15 protein-coding genes are annotated in these 14628 nt (G+C 29.6%); 9 read left to right on the top strand and 6 right to left on the bottom strand.

The genetic code is table 11. The features are described from left to right. Position 1 precedes the first annotated feature (1 nt). Positions 2 to 934 (top strand): NAD(P)-dependent oxidoreductase, encoded by a 933-nt coding sequence (locus AC3ATN_RS05045; protein WP_487532145.1) that lies wholly within the window; start codon positions 2 to 4, stop codon positions 932 to 934. On the opposite strand, the gene AC3ATN_RS05040 is transcribed toward AC3ATN_RS05045, so the two are convergent. From AC3ATN_RS05040 to AC3ATN_RS05025, 4 genes are read right to left on the bottom strand one after another with little or no spacing between them, the layout of a single operon-like run. Next, positions 921 to 2174, bottom strand: coding sequence for an aspartate kinase (locus AC3ATN_RS05040; RefSeq protein ID WP_487532144.1), 1254 nt, complete (start codon positions 2172 to 2174; stop codon positions 921 to 923). The genes AC3ATN_RS05045 and AC3ATN_RS05040 overlap by 14 nt on opposite strands. Further along, positions 2171 to 2662: an N-acetyltransferase family protein gene (locus tag AC3ATN_RS05035; protein WP_487532143.1), complete on the bottom strand. Its 492-nt coding sequence runs from the start codon at positions 2660 to 2662 to the stop codon at positions 2171 to 2173. Before AC3ATN_RS05035 ends, AC3ATN_RS05040 begins: the two co-directional genes overlap by 4 nt. A gap of 56 nt (positions 2663 to 2718) precedes the next feature. Continuing rightward, positions 2719 to 3492 (bottom strand): alpha/beta fold hydrolase, encoded by a 774-nt coding sequence (locus tag AC3ATN_RS05030; RefSeq protein ID WP_487532142.1) that lies wholly within the window; start codon positions 3490 to 3492, stop codon positions 2719 to 2721. Next, complete coding sequence (locus AC3ATN_RS05025) at positions 3489 to 4205, bottom strand: pyridoxine 5'-phosphate synthase (RefSeq protein ID WP_487532141.1); 717 nt, start codon at positions 4203 to 4205, stop codon at positions 3489 to 3491. The genes AC3ATN_RS05030 and AC3ATN_RS05025 overlap by 4 nt, the downstream gene beginning before the upstream one ends. A gap of 128 nt (positions 4206 to 4333) precedes the next feature. On the opposite strand from AC3ATN_RS05025, the gene AC3ATN_RS05020 reads away from it, so the two are divergent. The 6 genes from AC3ATN_RS05020 (at position 4334) to AC3ATN_RS04995 (ending at position 10402) form a co-directional block, all read left to right on the top strand. Continuing rightward, positions 4334 to 5194, top strand: a complete 861-nt coding sequence (locus tag AC3ATN_RS05020) for an NAD kinase (RefSeq protein WP_487532140.1) — start codon at positions 4334 to 4336, stop codon at positions 5192 to 5194. Between the two features lie 44 nt (positions 5195 to 5238). Next, on the top strand, positions 5239 to 5940 hold the full coding sequence (porG, locus tag AC3ATN_RS05015) for a type IX secretion system protein PorG (protein WP_487532139.1): 702 nt from the start codon (positions 5239 to 5241) through the stop codon (positions 5938 to 5940). After that, positions 5937 to 6677 (top strand): undecaprenyl pyrophosphate synthase, encoded by a 741-nt coding sequence (uppS, locus tag AC3ATN_RS05010; RefSeq protein WP_487532138.1) that lies wholly within the window; start codon positions 5937 to 5939, stop codon positions 6675 to 6677. Before porG ends, uppS begins: the two co-directional genes overlap by 4 nt. Beyond that, positions 6670 to 9216, top strand: coding sequence for a BamA/OMP85 family outer membrane protein (locus AC3ATN_RS05005; protein ID WP_487532137.1), 2547 nt, complete (start codon positions 6670 to 6672; stop codon positions 9214 to 9216). Before uppS ends, AC3ATN_RS05005 begins: the two co-directional genes overlap by 8 nt. A 63-nt stretch (positions 9217 to 9279) precedes the next feature. Further along, the gene (locus AC3ATN_RS05000) at positions 9280 to 9870 is read left to right on the top strand and encodes an OmpH/Skp family outer membrane protein (protein ID WP_487532136.1); all 591 of its coding nucleotides are present in this window, start codon (positions 9280 to 9282) and stop codon (positions 9868 to 9870) included. A gap of 22 nt (positions 9871 to 9892) precedes the next feature. Beyond that, positions 9893 to 10402: an OmpH/Skp family outer membrane protein gene (locus AC3ATN_RS04995; protein WP_487532135.1), complete on the top strand. Its 510-nt coding sequence runs from the start codon at positions 9893 to 9895 to the stop codon at positions 10400 to 10402. Between the two features lie 50 nt (positions 10403 to 10452). On the opposite strand, the gene AC3ATN_RS04990 is transcribed toward AC3ATN_RS04995, so the two are convergent. Beyond that, the gene (locus AC3ATN_RS04990; RefSeq protein WP_487532134.1) at positions 10453 to 10962 is read right to left on the bottom strand and encodes a gamma carbonic anhydrase family protein; all 510 of its coding nucleotides are present in this window, start codon (positions 10960 to 10962) and stop codon (positions 10453 to 10455) included. A 68-nt stretch (positions 10963 to 11030) separates the two neighbouring features. On the opposite strand from AC3ATN_RS04990, the gene AC3ATN_RS04985 reads away from it, so the two are divergent. Continuing rightward, entirely contained in the window at positions 11031 to 11918 is an 888-nt protein-coding gene (locus AC3ATN_RS04985; protein WP_487532133.1) for a NifU family protein, read from the top strand. Next, complete coding sequence (locus tag AC3ATN_RS04980) at positions 11911 to 13959, top strand: thioredoxin domain-containing protein (protein ID WP_487532132.1); 2049 nt, start codon at positions 11911 to 11913, stop codon at positions 13957 to 13959. The genes AC3ATN_RS04985 and AC3ATN_RS04980 overlap by 8 nt, the downstream gene beginning before the upstream one ends. Here the strand turns inward: AC3ATN_RS04980 and tsaB are convergent. Further along, on the bottom strand, positions 13940 to 14623 hold the full coding sequence (tsaB, locus tag AC3ATN_RS04975) for a tRNA (adenosine(37)-N6)-threonylcarbamoyltransferase complex dimerization subunit type 1 TsaB (protein ID WP_487532131.1): 684 nt from the start codon (positions 14621 to 14623) through the stop codon (positions 13940 to 13942). The two genes, AC3ATN_RS04980 and tsaB, sit on opposite strands and share 20 nt — an antisense overlap. Between the last annotated feature and the right edge of the window lie 5 nt (positions 14624 to 14628).

Here is a 14628-nt window from a genome sequence, read left to right as displayed (position 1 = left end):
TATGAAAATACTACATATTGATAAAAACCATCCTCTTTTAATTAAAGGACTAAAGTCTTCAGGACATGAAAATATTGAATTCTATTTAGAATCAAAGCAAGAGATTTTAAAAATAATTCACAAGTTTGATGCATTAATAATTAGAAGTAGATTCCCTATTGATAAAGAGTTTTTATCTGCGGCAAAAAAACTAAAAATAATTGGAAGAATAGGTTCTGGGGTCGAAAATATTGATGTTGATTTTGCAAAGATAAAAGGTATAAAAGTTTTATCTGCACCAGAAGGCAACAGAGATGCAGTAGGCGAACATACCATTGGAATGATTTTATGTCTTATGAATAAAATTATCTTCTCTGATAAAAATATTCAAAATGGTATATGGGATAGGGAGATTTCAAGAGGGTATGAAGTCAAGGATAAAGTCTTTGGAATAATTGGTTATGGAAATATGGGGAAAAGTCTAGCAAAAAAATTGAAGGGGTTTAATGCTAAGGTTATTTTTTATGATATTAAGAAAAATATTGAAGATGAAAATGCTAAACAAGTTGATCTTTCAATAATTAAAGATGAAGCTCAAATATTAAGTCTTCATATTCCTCAAACTGAACTTACTTTGGGCATGATCAATTCAAAATTCATTTCAGAAATGAAAAATCCTTTTTGGTTAATTAATACTTCAAGAGGAAGTGCAGTTGTTACTGCAGATTTAGTCAAAGGCTTGAAAAGTAAAAAAATACTTGGAGCAGGTCTGGATGTTCTAGAATATGAATCTAGCTCTTTTAATGCTGTTTTTGAAAAAAAACAAGTTCCTAGCTCATTACGTTATTTAATTAAAAGTGAAAACGTAGTTTTAAGTCCTCATGTTGCTGGATTGACTTTTGAAAGTTATGAGAAACTCTCAAAAGTTATTTTAAATAAAATCAATGAGTTATAAATTGAACTGTATCCTGAGTTCTTTGTTCCAACAAAATATTTTTTTGATTCTTAGTGATTTTCTCAATAGATTTTTGATCAAAATGCCTTACTGTATATAAACTCACATTTTTATTAATCCGTACTCTAAATCTAGATTTAAGTTTTGAAACAAGTTCATCTAATCGATTATATTTATTTGAAATACAAACAGAAAAACTAATTGCAGAATTTTGAATTAATTCAACTCTCATTTGATGTAAGTGTAATAATTTAAATATATAACTGATGTTATCTTCTATAATAAATGAAAAATCTAACGAAGATAATTCCAAGAGAGTTTGATTTTTTTTTAAGATAAAACACGGTATAAAAGGGGATAGAGGACTCCCCTTTTTTACAGTTGTTCCTTTTAAATTTGGATTTAAAAATGACCTGACATATAGTGGGATCTCTTTTCTCTGTAGGGGCTGAAGAGTTTTAGGATGAATTACTGATGCACCATAAAAAGCTAACTCTATAGCTTCTCTGTATGAGACATGTTCCAGTAAAGTTGTTTCACTAAAATATCTAGGATCAGCATTTAAAATACCCTCAACATCTTTCCATATTGTAACTTCAGTTGCATTGAGAGCGTATGCAAATATAGCTGCAGAATAATCTGAGCCTTCCCTTCCTAATGTGGTTGTGAAATTATTAATATCACTGGCAATAAAACCTTGAGTAATATAAGTTTTTCCATTTTCTAATCTTGCTTTTATTTTTTGGAGAGTTAAATCCCAATTTAAATTAGAGTCTCTGTAATAGCTATCTGTTTTTATTAGCTTTCTTGAATCTAACCATGTGTTTTCAATTTGTTCTTTAATAAGAAATTTATGAATAATCTTTGTAGATAAAATTTCACCATAACTCACTATCTGATCATAAACAAAACTATATTTTTCTGATTTATTGGTTAACAGAAAAATCTTTAATTCTTTAAAAATATTTTTAATTAAAGAAGCTATTTCGGAGGATTCTGAATCAAATAAATTATTTACTATTATTTGATGAAAATTTTCAATTTCATATAAATATTCATTTAACTTATCACTGTTTTTTAAATATAAATCAACTACTTTTTCAAGAGAGTTTGTCGTCTTACCCATAGCTGAAACAACAATTATTGTGTCATTGCAATCGGTTCCTCTTAAAATTTTAACCAGATTTGAAACTCCCTCTGCGTTCTTTACAGAAGCTCCCCCGAACTTAAATATTTTCAATTTTTTTTATTTAAGCTAGTAAAATCAATCATTCCTTTGTTTGTCATTTGTACCGTTGTCCAATCATTTAAAACTTCTGCTCCAGTACTTTCATAAAATTTTATAGCGTTAACATTCCAATCTAAAACATTCCATTCAACTCTTTTTAATCCAGTTTTTAAAGCTTCATTAATAAAGGCCGTATACAATAGTTTTCCTACTCCTTTTCCTCTGTGGTTCTGACTAACAATTAGGTCTTCCAAATGAAGTGTTTCTCCATCCCAAGTTGAATAGCGGGGATAATATAATGCCATTCCAATTAATTTACTATTTGCTTCGACAACAAAACATTTAAACTTAGGTGTTAATCCAAAACCATCATTTTCTATATCCAGAACACTTAGGTTGACCGCATTCGGCTCGTTTTCAAATTCAGCTAATTCTTTTATTAAACTAAGTATGGAAAGTGAATCACTCTTCTCTCCGTTGCGGAGTATGTAATTTTGCATTTTTTATTTTTAATACCAATTAAAATACTTTATTAAATATAATAATTTGTGATTATTCAGACGCCTAAAAAATTGTTTACTGTTTTTATAAAGTCTACTGGGTTTTCAGCGTGCAGCCAGTGACCAGAATTTTTAATTGTTTTAATTTGAAAATTTGAAAAATATTTTTCTAATAGCTTAGGTTCATTATTTGATATATAGTTTGAATTTTGACCTTTAAGAAATAGTACCGGTTTATTGAAAATATTTTTTATTATTACTTCTTTACTAATAATCTGTGATGAGTTTTTTAAAATAGAAATATTTAATCTTAATGCTAATTTTCCAGGAGCTATCCAATATAAATTTTTTAACAAAAATTGCCTTATCTCTGATTCTAAAATATAGTTAGATAAATGTAAATCTGCATCTTTTCTTGTTTTAATAATTTTAAAATTTAATAAAGTCAGGCCCTCTAATATTTTATCATGACTTGAATTATATTTTTTTGGAGAGATATCAACAATAATTAATTTACTTATCCTCTCAGGATATCTGGAGCAAAATTTCATAGCAGTTTTTCCTCCCATTGAATGCCCTATTATAATTGATTTAGTGATTTTCTCTTGATTCATGTAAAAAAGAAGATCTTCTGCCAGTATCTCATAACTAAAATCTTTATTCCAAAAACTCCTTCCGTGGTTTCTTTGATCAATTAAATGAACCTTAAACCCTAGTTTTGAAAAAACATTACCTAAACTTTTCCAGTTATCACTCATTCCGAGGAACCCGTGTAATATAGTCAAATGATTATTGCCTTCACCTAATATATTGGAGTACAATTTTCTCATCTAGATAATTGATCAATATACATTCTTATTGTACTTTCTAACCCGTTACACAATGATTCAGAAATTAATGCATGACCAATAGAAACCTCCAGTAATTCGGGAATACTTTCATTAAAAAACTTTAAATTTTCAAGATTTAAATCATGTCCTGCGTTTATACCTATACCTAAATCAGTTGCTATTTTAGAAGCAGAAACATAGGATGACACAGCAGTTTTCTTGTTTTTTAAAAACCCAACCGCATAATTTTCAGTATACAATTCAACCCTATCAGTTCCAGTCATTTTTGCGTACTCAATCATTTCAGTTATTGGATCAACAAATATTGATGTTCTAATTCCATTTTTTTTGAACTCCGAAATAGTTTCCTTTAAAAAAATCAGATTATCTTTTGTATTCCATCCAGAGTTAGAAGTGATTGCATCATCTGAATCAGGAACCAAAGTAACTTGAGTTGGCTTTACGTCGATAACCATAGCAACAAATCTGTTATTAGGGTTACCTTCAATGTTAAATTCACTTTTAACTACTTTAGATAAGTCATAAACGTCTGCATACTTAATGTGACGTTCGTCAGGTCGAGGATGTATTGTGATTCCATGAGCTCCATATGACTCTATATTTTTAGCAAAATCAATCAAATTTGGGGTATTTCCTCCTCTAGCATTTCGTAACGTTGCAATTTTATTAATATTTACACTAAGTTTGGTCATGTTTTTTTTTCAAAATTAATGATTCGAAATTCAATTAAATAAGCTTTTTAATTAAATTTAGTTAAAGACTCAGAATCAATATAAGCAAGAGCTAAAGTTTTGTAATATTGTATTAAATATCTAATATCATGAAAGTTGGTATTTTTCGAATTTCTCCAAAACCAGATCCATTAACTGAATATGAAATTGCAGTTATCGAATACTTGGATAATCATAATCACGAAATTTATATTGATTTTTTAAAATCACTAACTCTTAAGAAAAAACAAAAACCATTAGATATAAACGAGATTGATGTTTTATTCACAATTGGCGGTGATGGAACATTACTAAGAGCTATACCAATAGTTGGAGATAGTGAAGTTCCTATATTAGGTATTAATACTGGTCAGCTTGGTTTCCTTACAAGCCTCAACAAAGAAAATTTAATTAAAGGGCTTGATATATTTTTTAATAAAAATTATAAATTAATCAAGAGAACACTCATAAAAGTCAAAACTTCTCCTGAAATATTAGACATATTAGACTTTCCGTATGCTTTAAATGAAATTACTGTCAATAGAAAAAATAGTACTTCAATGTTATCTATTAAAACAACTATTGATCAAAAACTTTTAACTACATATTGGTCTGATGGTTTAATAGTTTCAACACCAACTGGATCAACCGGATATTCTCTTAGTAGTGGAGGTCCAATAATAAGTCCTGACGCAAGTACTTTTGTGCTAAACCCTATTGCTCCTCATAATATAGGAATACGACCTCTAATAGTTCCTGACAAATCTCATATTGATATTTATGTTTCAGGAAGGTCCAAAAAATATCTCATTTCTCTTGATAACAGAAGATTTACAATAAATAATAACAGCTCTATTGTGATATCAAAAGCACCTTTTTTTATTAAAACAATCCAATTAGAGGGAGATGATTTTTTCATGACACTTAGAGATAAACTTTTTTGGGGTTTAGATAAACGAAATAGGCAATAAAAATCATTTTTTTTAGTTAGACAAACACAAAGTGTTTTAATCGAATGAATAAATTAATTTTTATTTTTTTATTGATATTTAACTCATCACCCTTGAGTTCCCAATACCACGAAATCGGCTTATTCTTGGGGACAAGTAATTACATTGGAGATGTAGGGTCTAATTATTATCTAATGCCTTCAAATCAAGCAATTGGTGTAGTTTATAAATGGAACTTAACCACTAGATATTCTATTCGGTTTAGTGCGATAAATTCTACATTAAAATCAACTGATTACAGAACCAATGATCTTAATAGATTTGGTAGAGCATATAGTTTTGAGAATAACATAAGTGAGGGAAGTTTAGGTATTGAATTCAATTTTATTGATTTTAATTTACACGATTCTCAAACAAACTACAGTCCATATTTGTATTTAGGCGCAAGCTATATCATGTTCAATGAATTTTATTATAATTCCTCAATAATTCCAATCGCAAAACCCATAGAATATGGCAAAGGAGAAAGTGTCTCAATTCCTATTATTTTTGGCCTAAAAACTAATCCAAGTCCGTTTTGGGTTATTGGATTAGAAGTTGGGGCGAGATACGCATTGACTGATAATTTAGACGGAAGCTCTCCTAGAGAAAATACTGGGGTAAATGACTATTCCTTTGGAAATAAGAATAATAATGATTGGTATATTTTTAGCGGAATAACAATTTCTTTTACCTTTGGGGATTTACCTTGTTATTGTAAAGAATGATAAATAATAACTTAGACAAAGACAACCTTCCAAAACACATTGCCATTATAATGGATGGCAACGGTAGATGGGCTGCGAAAAAAGGTTTAGATCGAATTCTAGGTCATAATACTGGTGTTGAATCAGTTCAAGAAGTAGTTGAAGAAGTTTTAAATCTTAATATTCCATATTTGACTCTTTACGCGTTTTCAACAGATAATTGGAGTCGTCCTAAGCATGAAATTGGAACCTTAATGAATCTTTTAGTCAAGTCACTTAAAAATGAAATTGATAAACTTATAAAAAATAATATCTGTTTAAACACAATTGGAGATCTAAGTGCACTCCCGAAATCAGTTCAAAATGAAGTCAAAAGAGTTTCAGAAAAAACAAAAAATAACACAAAAATGGTTTTGACTATTGCCTTAAACTACGGTGCAAGAGAAGAAATTGAACATGTAGTAAAAAAAATTGCTTCAGAAGTTAAAAATAATACAATTTCAATAGAAAAAGTTGACCAATCCATTATAAATAATCATCTTTATACCCGAAATTTACCAGATGTTGATTTACTAATTAGAACTAGTGGTGAACAAAGAGTTAGTAACTTTTTACTATGGCAAATAGCATATGCAGAATTATATTTCACAAAAGTTTTTTGGCCTGATTTTGGAAAAAAAGACCTTTATAAAGCGTTGTTTAATTATCAAAATCGAGAAAGAAGATTTGGTAAAACAAGTGAACAGATCAATGTTTAAAAAAAATATTATCCATAAAATATTATTTTTTATCCTAATTACTTTTTGTTTTGTAATCAAAGGATACTCTCAAGATAGTGATTTCAATAAAGGAAAAAAATATGTTATTGACTCGATTATAGTTACTGGACTTAAAACATTCAATAACAAAACTGTTATATCCTACAGTGGACTCAGAAAAGGACAACTGGTTCAAATCCCAGGAGAAGAGATCAGTAATACAATAAATAAACTATGGAAATTAGAACTTTTTAGTGATATCAATATTTTTGTTTCTAATGTTTCAGGCAATAGAGCAACGATTGAAATTGAAATAAAAGAGCTTCCTACACTAACGGAAGTCAAGATAATTGGACTTAAAAAGTCAAAATCTCAAACACTCATTACCGACACTGAATTAACTGAAGGAAAAAAATTGTCTGAAAGTTTTCTTACAAATACAAAAAACTATATAGTCAATAAATATAAAAAAGAGGGTTTCTTAGATACGAAAGTAATCTTGAATACTATACCTGATACTATTGGAAATAATAGTTTGAAAATGGTAGTTAATATTGATAAAGGAGATCGAATTAAAATAAAATCTATTGACTTTAGTGGAAACGAAGTTTTTAAAGATTTCAAATTAAAAACAAAATTTAAAAATACCAAAGCAAAGTTTCCAGGTAGGTTTTGGAAAAAATCAAAATATATTAGTTCTGATTTCATTGAAGACAAAGAAAATTTAATTAATTTTTTCAAGGAAAAAGGATACAGAGACGCACGTATCATTTCTGATACCATAATTAAAAATGATGACAATTCACTTAGTATAAATATTGACATTGAAGAAGGTAATAGATATTATTTTGGTAATATTAATTTTATTGGTAATAGCGCTTATAACAACTATCAACTCAAGCAAATACTTGGAATAAAAAGAGGAGATCCATATAATGGTGTTCTATTAAAAAAACAAATTGCAGATAATGAAAAACCCGATGGTAATGACCTAACAAATCTTTACCAAAACAACGGATACCTCTTTTCCTCCATAAATGCTGTTGAAGTAAGTGCAACAAACGATACTATTAATTATGAAATAAGGATAAATGAAGGAAAATTAGCTCAGTTTAATAAGATTACTGTTGTAGGAAATACCAAAACCAACGACAGAGTTATTTATAGAGAACTTAGAACTAAACCCGGTGAATTGTACAGTAAAGATAAAGTTGTTAGAACAGTAAGAGAGCTTGGGCAGCTTGGATTTTTTGATGCAGAACAAATAAGTCCAAATTTTAAAAATGTTGATCCTAATCAGGGAACAGTCGATATTGAATATGGCTTAGTTGAGTCGGGAGCAAGTCAAATAGAGCTTCAGGGCGGATATGGTGGTGGAGGTTTTATAGGAACATTGGGGTTTTCATTTAACAATTTTTCTATCCAAAATTTAAAAAATAAAAAGGCTTATAAACCACTTCCAATGGGAGACGGTCAAACATTGAGCCTAAGGCTTCAAGCAAGTCAGTTTTATAGTACTTACAGTTTTAGTTTTGCTGAGCCATGGTTAGGAGGGAAACAACCTTTTCAATTATCCACATCATTATCTCATACAGTCCAATATAGGTATGATTACTTTACAGGCCAAGCAGATAAGTCACAATACATGCAAATTAGTGGTGCAAGTATTGGAATAGCTAAAAGACTTAGAGTGCCAGACGATTATTTTACTTTATCTCAGGCTATTCAATATCAATATTTTAATCTCAAAAATTATTACACCGGATTATTCACTTTTGGAGATGGTAAAGCAAGTAATTTAAATTATACAATTGGTCTATCAAGAAACAATACTTTTGTCAATCCAATTTTTCCAGTAGGTGGATCTTCATTTTCCTTATCAGGTAAATTTACTCTTCCGTATTCATTAATTACAGGGGAGGACTTCTCTAATATGGAGGAAAATCCGGAGTTTCAACTTCCTAATGGGGATCCAGATACACAAAAAATTGATCAGGCTAAATTTAAGTGGCTTGAATATTATAAAATAAAATTTAATGGAACTTGGTATACTACTATAATTGATAAACTGGTTTTAAAAACGCAAACAGATTTTGGGTTTATTGGTGCCTACAATAATGATCGAGGCAATATTCCTTTTGAACGGTTTTATCTCGGAGGAGACGGAATGGCGAATAATTATTCCATGGATGGAAGGGAGACAATTGCTTTAAGAGGTTATCCAAATCAATCTTTGTCTTCAAGAGATGGATCGCTTTTGTACAATAAATTTACACTAGAACTTCGTTACCCAATAACTCTCAAACCTGCAGCATCAATTTTTGCTCTTACTTTTCTTGAGTCAGGGAATGGTTATAATAATTTTAGACAATTTAATCCTTTTGAATCAAAAAGATCAGCTGGATTGGGTGTTAGAATCTTTATGCCTGCATTTGGATTACTTGGTATTGATTTTGGACATGGATTTGACAGTACTACTCCTGGGGATCCAACTCCAAATGGATGGGAAACTCACTTTATAATTGGACAAAACTTTTAAAATATTATTGAATTGGAAATAAAAAATGTTTAATTACGTTATAAAAGTTTAACAATCAGTTTTATGATGCAAGACTTCACTATTTTTTTAAAAAGGGTATTAGTTCTAACTTTTGTTTTTTATTGTGGCTTAATTAATGCACAAAGAGGGGTTAGGATTGGATATATTGATATGAATGTTATTTTAGATAACATTAGTGAATACAAGAAATCAACTAAAATTTTAGATGAAAGAATAGTTCAGTGGAAAAAAGAAATTGAATTAAAAAAAATACAACTATCTCAATTTCAAAATCAACTTAATTCCGAGCGGATATTACTAACATCTGAACTAATAGCTGACAGAGAAATAGAAATCAATGACTATGCAAATGAAATTATTGCTCTTCAAGAAAAGAGATTTGGTCCAAATGGTGACAGAATTAAACAAAGGAAAAAGTTAATTACACCCATACAAGATCAAGTTCTTGTAATAGTTCAACAAATAGCTAAGGAAAAGAAATATGATTTTATTTTTGACCGATCTTCAGATATTGTTATGTTATATTCAGCAAAAAATTACGATATTAGCGACCTGGTTCTTAAAAGAATACAAACTAAAGAAAAAATAAAAGCGCGAAATCAAAAGTTGGACGCTTTGAAAAACAAAAATTAATAATCCGAAATACTAAATTAAAATGAAAAAATTAATTAAACTTTTTGCTTTTGTCTTTTTGATGATAGCACCTTTTCAATTTACTCATTCGCAATCTAAAGTTGCACACATTGATGTTCAGAAGCTAATTACAGATATGCCAGAAGTAATTACTGCTCAAAAAGAATTAGAAAAGCTTCAAAAAACTTATACAACTGATATCCAAAACACTATCAAGGAGTTACAAGTCAAGCAGCAAACATATTCTGCAGATGCAGCAAATCAGACTGAAATAACTAATCAGTCAAGAGCCGAAGAACTTCAGGCCATGCAACAAAATATTCAAAAATTTGAGCAAACTGCCGCTCAAGATTTGCAAAAAAAACAAAAGGATATGATGTCTCCGCTAATTGAAAAAGCACGTTCCGCAATTGAGAAAGTTGCCGCAGCTCAAGGTTTTGATTACGTAATAGATTCTACTCCTGGAGGTTTTGTTATTATGGCTAAAGGAAAAGATTTACTTGTAGACGTTAAAAATGAACTTGGATTTTAAATCTAACTCCATCAATTCAATAAAAAAACCCATTTTAAAGATGGGTTTTTTTATTTAAACCAAGAAGAATAGATAATATAACTTTTAGCTATCCTGTCTATTTCTTCTGTTTTAAGTTTTGAATCTACAGATCTAATTTTTTTTCCTGGAACACCGGCATATACTGAATTTGGGGGGACAATAGTTCCTTTTGGCAAGACACATCCTGCTGCTATTATGCTATTGCTTCCAATTATACAGTCGTCCATAATAATACTTCCCATTCCAACTAGAACACTACTTTCAATAATACACCCATGAACTATTGCATTATGTCCAATAGAAACATCATTCCCTATCTTTGTTGATGCTTTTTTAAATGTTGCATGTATTACAGCTCCATCTTGAATATTGACTCTATTTCCTATCCTAATTGAATTAACATCTGCACGAATGACAGCCTGAAACCATACGGAACAGTTATTACCTATAATTAAATCTCCAATAACCGAAGAGTTTTCAGCAAAATAACACTCTTCACCGTAAACAGGAGTAAAACCTCTAACACTTTTTATAAGCATAATAAATAATTTGTTTAGTACTAAATTAAATAATATCATGTTGATGTAGTATTTTTGTAAAAAAAATAATGGAATCTTTTAATGTTGAAGCAAAATGTGAATTAGGAAATCCAATAGCTGATTTTCAGATGGACAAACCTATAGGTATCGCATATTCTAAAAAGTTTAATAATATTGATGATGCTAAAGACTCTCCTATTGTTCAAAAACTTTTTTATTTACCTTTTGTAAAGTCTGTAACTATTAATAATCAATCAATTTTGATTGAACGTTTTAATATCTTAGAATGGGAAGAGGTAATAGATGAGGTTCGTGATCAAATCAAAACTTATTTAAATTCAGGGGAAGCTATTCTTAAGTCTAGTTTTAGTGAAACCAAAACTCCAATCAGTATTTATGCTGAAAGCACTCCAAACCCATCGGTAATGAAGTTTGTTGCTAATAAAAAATTAGTTGAAGAAAATATTGAATACAAAAATATTGAGGATGCCAAAGACGCATCATTAGCTATTGAATTATTTCATCTACCCTACGTGAAAGAAGTTTTTGTGTCAGAAAATTATATTTCAATCACAAAGTTTGACATAACAGAATGGGACAGTGTTATTTTAGATATAAGAGAATTAATAGTAAAAGGTTTGGAACAACAAAAGATGCTATTTAATCCAAAAAAAATTGATAATTCAAAATTAACCATAGAAACTACAAACCATAGTGATATTGAGAAAAAAATCATTTCAATTTTGGATGAATATATTCAACCTGCAGTTGCTTCTGATGGAGGAAGTATTGTTTTTGACTCATATGTACCTGAGAGTTTAAGTGTAAATGTAATTCTTCAAGGAGCTTGCAGCGGATGCCCATCTTCTACTCTTACACTTAAAGATGGTATTGAAAACATGTTAAAAGAAATGATGCCAGGCCAAGTAGAAACAGTAACTGCAATTAATGGATAGTGAGCCCAAAAAACATTCTAATTCATTAATTAAACAAACTAGCCCGTATTTACTTCAACACGCATACAATCCAGTTAATTGGATTTCTTGGGAAGACAATATATTAGATTATACTAAAAAACAAAATAAGCTTTTAATAATAAGTATTGGCTACTCGACTTGTCATTGGTGTCATGTAATGGAAAAAGAAGTCTTCGAAAATAAAGAGGCTGCAAAATACATGAATAAAAATTTTATCTCAATTAAGATCGATAGGGAAGAAAGGCCAGAAGTTGATCATTTATATATGGAAGCTCTACAGATAATTAGTGGTAGAGGCGGTTGGCCTTTAAATATTGTAGCACTCCCAAATGGAGCCCCAATATGGGGGTCCACATATGTAAATATTGATAACTGGAATGCTACACTAAAAAAACTAGTTGAATTATATAATAAAAAACCTAAGACAGCTTTTGAATATGGAGTTCAAATTCAAAAAATCATTGAAAAACAAAAAAGCTCGACCAAAAAAGAGGAAGTTAAAATTGATATAAATAAAGTATTAAATACCGCTGAGGAAAGTTTTGACTACGAAAATGGTGGATTCAGAGGACATGTCAAGTTTATGATGCCTGTTCAATTGAGGTGTTGGCAGTTTTTATCGTTAACTAATAAAAATAATTTAAAATTACAACAGTTCTGGCTTCTAACTCTTCACAAAATTTCTATGGGTGGTGTTTTTGATTTTGTTGGCGGTGGTTTCTCAAGGTATTCTACTGATGAAAGGTGGCATATTCCTCATTTTGAAAAAATGGGATATGATAACGGTCAACTGCTACAAGTCTTTTCTGAGGCATTTAAAAGTAATAATTTATCTCACTTTAGAAGAACTGCGAAACTGACATTACAATTTATTTTAAGGGAACTAAAAAATGAAAATGGCGCCTTTTATACTGCTTTAGATGCCGATAGTATTTCTAAAAAATTCAATCTTAAAGAGGGTGCATTTTATGTGTGGAATGAGGAGGAAATTAAAAATATTCTAAAGGAAGATTACTCCTTATTTATTAAGTTTTTAAATGATAATAACTCCAGTTATTGGCCTGAGGAAAAAAAGTTAGTTCTTTTTAGAACCAGAACTGAAGAAGAGTTTTGTGATAAAAACAATTTAAATCTAAAGGATTTTATTTTAAAAACAAATAACTGGAGAACACTCCTTTATGCTAATCGTGAAAAAAGAATAAAACCATTTCGAGATGAAAAAATAATATGTAGCTGGAATGCAATAATAGCTAAAGGATTGTTAAGTTCTTACCAAACTTTTGGGTGGCAAGAATCTAAAGATGCAGCAGAGATAAATATTGATTTTATTTTATCTAAATTTTTATTAGAAGACAACAAACTTTTGAGAATTTATCAAAAAGAAGAAAATAAAATCTATGGAGTCTTAGAAGATTATGCTTCAGTGATTTCACTACTAATTATGGCATTCGAAACTCTACACAAAAAAAAATATATTGAAACTGCATACAGATTAATTGATTATTGTCTTTTGAATTTTTACGATACTAATCTTCATTATTTTTATTTTAGTTCTAGGGAAAATAAGTCATTATGGTCAAAGAAAATAGATGTTGAGGATAATGTAATTCCATCTAGCAATGCTCTCATGGCTGAAAATTTAAGTTTTATTTCTCAACACTTGAACCGAGATGATTTAAAATCTATCTCTTTGAAAATGATAAAAAACATGACTAAAAAAGTTAAAATGTTTCCTGGTAATTATTCTCAATGGCTTCAGTTAATTGCATTAAATAAAATTCCCCAATATCAAATTGCAATAATTGGAAATAACGCTTTTGAACTGTCAAAAAAACTCAATAAAATATACTTACCTAATTGTCGTATTTCAGCTAGTCAATCAAAAAGTGATCTTCCTCTATTCAAAAATCGATTTAAAACTAATCAAACTTTATTTTACGTTTGTGAAGATTCAAGGTGCAATCTTCCAGTCAAAACAATAGAAGAAGTAATTAAACAAATTAAGTTTTCTGTACTTTAGTGGAGTAAAATTCTTTAAGATAATACGGCTCAAAATATGCAACATCTTCAAAATCTTTTATTTGAAACTTATTATAAGACAATGAAACCATATACTTAGCTGATGGCTCAATTGGATAATCAAGAATTTTAAAATTTGGACTTTGTATCAAATTTTTTGTCTTATGTGATCCAAATCCAAAAGCCAATATCTTATTTTTGGATAAATAATCCTCAAAACTATTTTCAGTTAAAATCTCAGCCCAAGTATTTTTAACAATTTTACAATTGTGATCTAAAATCTGAGTATAAACTTCCATTCTCCTCGCGTCAATCATAGGTGCTAAAAAAAATCCTTTTGAAGTAGTTACCTGTTGAGCAATTATAGAAAGACTATTCAAAGAGATTAAAGGAGTATTTAAAGCATAACAAAGCCCCTTAGCTGCTGAAACTCCAATTCGAAGGCCAGTATATGATCCAGGTCCTTTACTCACAGAAATAGCCGATATTTCATCGAAATCTATCGGAGATTCATCCACGAGTTCTTTTATAAATGGATGAAGTTTTTCTCCATGAGAATAATTTTCACTACTTTTTTCAATTAAATTAAAGAGTTTGCCGTTGAGGCCTAGGGCAACTGAGCAATTCTTAGTGGAAGTTTCAATATGTAGAATCCAAGTATCCATTTAAA

Source organism: Candidatus Marivariicella sp. (genome assembly GCF_983056325.1).
This window is presented reverse-complemented; position numbering and strand designations above follow the sequence as displayed.